Origin of the sequence: Streptomyces sp. ISL-36, assembly GCF_018614205.1 — a bacterium.
Lineage (GTDB): Bacteria > Actinomycetota > Actinomycetes > Streptomycetales > Streptomycetaceae > Streptomyces.
Genome location: NZ_JAGGOS010000157.1, coordinates 1 through 5,936, shown reverse-complemented (window position 1 = coordinate 5,936; position 5,936 = coordinate 1). Strand labels below are relative to the sequence as shown.

Sequence of the window (5,936 nt, the reverse complement as noted above, 5' to 3'; positions counted from 1 at the left end):
CGGCCGGCCCGGCCGGCCCGGAAACCTCGGCGGCGGGGGGCGCGACGGCATCCACCGCGGCCAGCAGGCCTTCCGCTGCGGGCTTCAGTCCCACCGTGACCGGGGCACCGGGCAGGCCCAGCAGCGCGTCCGCCGCGGACCGCACACACGCCGCGGCCACCTCCGCCGGCCGTACGAACCCCGCCTCCCCCTGCGCCGTCAGGGCGTCCGCGAGGACGTCGTCGACCTCGGGCAGCACGCTCGCGCCGGCCGGCGCCACCTCGTCGCTCATCCCCGCACCGTAGACCCGCCGGCCACCACCGGCGGACCGGCTATGGCGAATCCGCCATAGCCACCCGCCCGACCTGCCGCTCCTCCCCACGTGCCGGCCGCCGACACCGCCCTGCCCGCCTCGGCGCGCACCGAGGCGAGGCGGTCGTACGACACGGCCGGCTGCTGCTCGTCACCACGGCCGGGTCCCGGTGGGCACCCGGCGTACGGCCTCGCCCGGGGCGCAGCACATGGCGGGCGTCGCCGTACGGCCGCACGCTCTCGCATGGGCGCGTGCGTGAAAGTGTGTGAATTTGTGAAAGCCCCTCAGGCGGCGCCCAGTGCCCTGGTGGTCAGGTTGGTGCGCAGCCGCGGCAAGGGCGGACGGGGAGCAGCGCTTCGATCGGGAAGAGGCCGGCCGTTGGCCGGCGGGGGCGTGCCCCCTGTCGGGGGCCGCGTGCGGGGTAAGGCCGGGTCCCTTTCGGGACCCTGGTCGACTCGGGTGCGGGACCGGGGCTGTTGGCCCCGGAGCGGGTGGGCCCCCGGCACCGTCCTCCCGGTGCGGGGGCCCATGTGTGTTTCCGGTGTCGGCTGTGGTTTCGGCCGGTCGGGGGTCAGGTGCGCCGGCGCGGCATGCGCGTCCGGTGCACGAGCGGAATGCCGAGGCGGGCGGCCACGGTTTTTTCCAGGGCGGAGACGACGTGGCCGGGGGTGGCGTCACGCAGCGGGATCACCCAGTACTCGACCCACTCGTCCCGCTTCGACGTGCTGCCGTTGATGTGCTGGCCGAGCCTGGTCGCGGCGGCCCCCCGGTTCAGGGCCCGGGTGGGGGCGGTCTTCCCGCAGTAGCAGGCGTTGCCGTTGCGGTTGACCGCGATGTAGATGGCCTTGTCCTCGTACCCGGAGTCCTCGCCGATGGGGATCGGCTCGGGCTGCGGTTCGACGAGCCACTGGCCCGCGAGCCGGGCGAGCATGGCGTACCGCTCGTCGGTGATGACGACGACGCCGGCCCAGGTGGTGTCGGTCATCAGCGCGGCTCGCCCTCGGCGATGCGGGCGAGGTCGTTGCCCATGAAGCTGAGCTGCTTGAAGGACGGCTCCACGACGGTCCAGGAGAGTTCGGTGGTGGTGCCGTTCATCTTGCGCAGGGCGATCAGGTCGTCGAGGTCGGCGCCGGCCGCGGTGAGGGACATCTGGAAGGCCGTGAGGGCCTTGTCCTCCAGTTCGGTGGCGGTGGGATCGTTCTGGTAGCCCTCGGGGGCGAACCCGTGGTTGGCGGCGAGGCGCAGGTGGGCGTTGAAGTCGCTGCCCTTCCAGCCGTCCTGCTCGACGAGGTGGCCGTCGGCCCACCACCGCGGGCGCAGGTTGGCCCGGATCCGCTTGATCGCGTCGGCGAGCACCTGCCGGCCCTCCTTCGTGTCGAGGACGGTCTTGATGACCGTGCCGACGCCGGCGCGCATGACCTTGATGTTGCCCACGATCTGCTCGGCGGAGCCGCCTGGCGCGAGGAGGTAGCCGCTGGTGACGAGGGTGACCATGGCGATCACGCCGAGGAGCAGCCGGGCGGGGACGTCGCCGTTGTCGGCGCGCTCCAGGAGGTCGTCCACGGCCTGGTCGTTGTCGATGTTCTCGACGGACCACTCGTGGTCGGCGAGGGCCTGCCACAGGCAGCCGGTTTCCAGCGCGGTGCGCACAGGCGCCAGCTTCTCCTTGGGGAGGCTGGAGTAGGAGCGCAGGCCGAGTTCGACGATCGGGCCGCTGCGGTGGGTGACCTGGAGGCGGCGCTTGTCGAGCTTCGCGGCCATGACCGCGTTCAGCCGGGGCTCCTTGCGGGTGAGCTGCTGGACGACGTACGTGAACCGCAGGTCGCGGAAGGCGGAGTTGAGTCCGAGGGACTTCATGGCGTCGGTGACGTCGGCGCGGCCGAGGAGGACGTCCCGCACGGCCTGGGCGTTGTCGCCGAGCTCGCCGGCATCGAACAGGGCGGTGACGATCTCCTCGGCGGTGACGCTGTTCTTCGAGGACGGATCGAACGACTTCACCCCGACGTTCATGCGCATCAGCAGCGAGCGGACCGCAACGGGGAAGCGTCCCATGCCCATGGTCGGGTTGTCGTCGGTGTAGCCGACGATGACCTGCACCGGGACGGTCATCGCGTTGAGGAGCCTGGCGGCCTGGTCGCGCTTGGCACAGGCGGCCCTGCTCGTGCCGGTGGCGGCGTTGATGTCGCGGTGGGCGTTCTTGACGATCTCCCGGACGAGATCCCGCCGCTCGGCGAGGGGAAGCCGCATGAGGTGGGACGGAAGCAGACTGTCGGGATCCTTGGCGTTGGTGGGGCGGATCGAGCTGGACGGGACCTTGATGTCGGCGGTGCAGGACGCCCAGCGGCTGTTGCCGTCGACGAGGCTCAGGTCGTCGTCGGGGTGGCGTCCGGGGTTGAGGAAGGTGACAGGGACGGCCGTCAGGGGCCGCTCCACGATGCGCCGGCCGACTTCCTGCGGGTTGTTCTTCCTCACGCCCTTGGACGCCCGGTCGATGGCGGCGAGGAGGTCGTCCATGGCGTCGGCGTAGACGAGGGTGGCGTCGGTGTCGTGCGCGGTGGGCATGGACAGGACCCGCTGGTGGTCGCTGGTGTCCGGATCGGCCGCGTAGTGGGCCTCGTCGAGGAGCCGGTCGTTCTCGATCGCGGGGGACAGCAGCAGCGTGTACGCGCGGTAGGTGATGACGCTCAGCCAGCCGGTCTCGACGCGGTGGCGCTCCAGGCGGGCGCCTTCGAGGAGTCCGGGCTCGACCGCTCCGAACGCGATCCGGCGGACGGCGGCGGGGGAGATCTGGACGCCGGCGCTCTCGAGGAACTTGATCGCCTTGGTGGTCTTACTGACCGGCTCGACGCGGTGCTCGAACGGCGTCGAGCGGTCGCCGGAGCGGATGTCGATGACCTCGATGCCGTCGATGTCGTCGTGCTCGTCAGGGATGTCGATGGTGCTCACAGGGCCTCAATCGAATGGGCCGGCGCGAGGCGGGCTCGCGGCCGGTGACCGGCGTACGCGAGCAGAGCGCCATCGGAGCGCAACGCACCCGTGCCCGCCTGGTGAGGACCGCGGTCCGTCGCTGGGCTGACCCGGCGTCGCTTCGGTGACCCGCAGGCGGATCCGGGTACCCGCCCCGTGACGTGCGGGCGGCGTACTCAGGTCTTGCCGGTGGATACCGCGGTGTCCACCGGCTGCACAACAGGCCGCCCTCGGCGGCGACGATGACAAAAGGGTACGCCCATCCGAGCGGGCGCAGTACGCGAGTTGACGGTCTTTCCGATCCGACCGGCTGCGACCTGCACGATCTTGCCCGACGGCCCGTCAGGGGCTGGGTGGGGGTCGCCTACCGTACGGCCGGCGGGTCACCTCGACGTCCGCTCCGCCGGGGCGCCGCGGACGACACCGTCGTACGGCCTCGCCACGGCGCGGTACGGCGCACGGCGGGTGGACGAGCAGCAGAACCGGACCCGTTCCACGACGTACGGAGACCCGCGCTTTCCCCCGGCTCCGGGAGCACGTCCGCCGTACGGCGGACGAATCCCCGGGCCGGGACGCCGAGTGCGCTGGTCGCTCCCTCGGACCCGGTCGGCGCCGTACGACGCTCGCGCCGCTGGCGGCGTCCGCTCGAAGGCCTCCAACCCGCTCCGGCCGATCACCCATACGCAGATTTCGACCAGAACTGCAGGTCAACCACCGTACAAGGAAGGTCAGTTGACCCCTCGCGGGCGGTCCGGGGCGCGGCCGGGCGGAGAGCGGCGCGTCGAACGCCGGGCCGGCCGTTGGCCGGCGTGAGGCGTGCCCCCTGTCGGGGGCCGTGTGGGGGTGGGGGCCGGGTCCCTGCCGGGACCCTGGTCGGTGAGGTGCGGGACCGGGGCCGTCGGCCCCGGTGCGGGAGGAGGGGATGGTGCCGGTCGGCGCGTCGGGGCGGTCGGTCGTGGCGCTCACGGCACTGACAACAGGCCCTGACCAGGAGGGTTTTGGCACGGACGTCTCATTGTCAGACCCTGCCGGTAGCGTCGTTGGTGTCCACGGGCCCGCGCATACGGGAGAGCCCTGGAAACACGGTCCTTGCTTGGCGGCTGGCCGTGCCCCAGGAGCTCCCGGTGTCCGGGTCCCCCGGCCCCCTCGTACAGGCAGCAGGAGAAACCCTTGACCGACGTCTGTGAAGCTACAGCACGGCACCGACAATCGCTCCGACCAGCACAAACGGGGTGCGGAGCGGGTGGTGAGAAGGCGGCGGGGCGCGGTGTCCGCGCCGTGGTCCGGGTGGAGAAGCCCGCCGTCCGATGACCGAGTTCACCATCACGCCCGGCCTGCTGCTCGTCCTCATGGTGACCGTGGCCGCGGCCGTCGCCGTCTACCTCGACACCAAGAGGCGCAGCAGCGAGATCCCGCCCCGCGGGGACCTGTACATGGCGATCACGGCGGGTGCCGCCGTCGCGGCGGTCCTTGTGGGGCTCGGCCTGGCGTCCCAGCCGCCGGCCGCGCAGAGCCCGGTCGTCGCTCCGGCGCCGTCCTGCCCGTCCCCGCCCAGCAGTTGCTGAACCGCCTCGGGGCGGGATGCGTCCGGGGTCCGGTCGGTCATAACGCCGACCGGCCCCCGGGAGCGGCCGGGAAGCCCCGCATACCCGGAGAGGTGCCGGCGGACGGCGCAGCCCCTCGTGTCCCGCCTCCATGCCGGCCAGACGGGATACGCCGGCGGCGATGTCGACACGTTCGTGCGCGGCGCAGCCGGCCAACAACGCTCACTCACCGGACCGGCAGCGGGCGGGGAGGAGCACAGCACCGGTTCGCGGGCGGGCGGTGACCAGCAGAACACCCCTCGTACCGGCACCCCGGCCGGGCGCCGGTGCGGTGGCGGGCATGCGCGTCGGTCCGGCACCGAGGGCGGTGCCGGACCGACGTGTCGGCGGGCGCGGGTCCAACGCGCCTGCCAGAGTCCTCAAAACGGGTTCGGGCTTGCGACCAGGAGCCGTCAGGAGGGCACCGGCGGACTCGCCGCCGGTGCCGTGCTGTCCACCACCGTCTTGGTGGAGGGGCCCAGACCGCAAATCGGCTGGAACAAACAGTGGGCCGCCTCGGAGGCGGCGCCCCGGCAATTCGCCGCCGACGTACCGGTGTTCCCGCCCCGGCCGGGCCGCTGATTCGGTTGCGGGGCGGGGAACACCAGCGAGGCCAGAACTTCTCATAACGACCATAAGGGGCGCGGTGCGGGGCGGGGCGACCGCCGTGCGTGGAAGGCTTGTGCCGCGCAGCCCGATCACCGGCAGGGTCCAACTGCCCCTGGGCCGCGCACCCTTGCGACCAGTACCCCGGGCCCCGGCACTCTGCCGGCGGCCCCCGTCAGGACGGAGTCCTGCGCACCATGAGCGACACCTTCGCCTCCCGCCCAGCCACACCGGCCGCGCCCTGCTCCTGCACCCACACCGCCCCGCGGCGGCGGAGAGCGCCGAACCGGCCCCGGCGGCGGGGCGGTTCGGCCCCACGCACGCGCTGATCCTGCTGCTGTGCGTCCTCGCGCTGGGCAGCGGCCTGTTCCTCGCCGACACCCCGCTGGAGAGCGTCTTCACACTGCTGGGCGGCCTGGGCGCGATCGGCGCGGCCACCCTGGCCGCGGCCGGCGGCGGCCGCCGTCTGCTCGCCGTCCTCGCCGAGG

Annotated in this window: 5 protein-coding genes; 2 read left to right on the top strand and 3 right to left on the bottom strand. The window is 72.7% G+C overall.

Annotated elements, in window-relative coordinates; genetic code table 11:
* The 3 genes from J7E93_RS32660 to J7E93_RS32650 form a co-directional block, all read right to left on the bottom strand.
* Positions 1-271, bottom strand: a 271-nt coding sequence (locus J7E93_RS32660; RefSeq protein ID WP_215073654.1) for a hypothetical protein, incomplete at its 3' end; no start/stop codon positions are given.
* 592 nt (positions 272-863) lie between these two features.
* Positions 864-1,277: a hypothetical protein gene (locus J7E93_RS32655; RefSeq protein WP_215073653.1), complete on the bottom strand. Its 414-nt coding sequence runs from the start codon at positions 1,275-1,277 to the stop codon at positions 864-866.
* The gene (locus tag J7E93_RS32650; protein ID WP_215073652.1) at positions 1,277-3,238 is read right to left on the bottom strand and encodes a hypothetical protein; all 1,962 of its coding nucleotides are present in this window, start codon (positions 3,236-3,238) and stop codon (positions 1,277-1,279) included. The genes J7E93_RS32655 and J7E93_RS32650 overlap by 1 nt, the downstream gene beginning before the upstream one ends.
* Before the next feature lie 1,328 nt (positions 3,239-4,566).
* On the opposite strand from J7E93_RS32650, the gene J7E93_RS32645 reads away from it, so the two are divergent.
* Positions 4,567-4,824 (top strand): hypothetical protein, encoded by a 258-nt coding sequence (locus tag J7E93_RS32645; protein WP_215073651.1) that lies wholly within the window; start codon positions 4,567-4,569, stop codon positions 4,822-4,824.
* Between the two features lie 754 nt (positions 4,825-5,578).
* On the top strand, positions 5,579-5,936 hold a 358-nt coding region (locus tag J7E93_RS32640; protein ID WP_251067414.1), incomplete at its 3' end, for a hypothetical protein.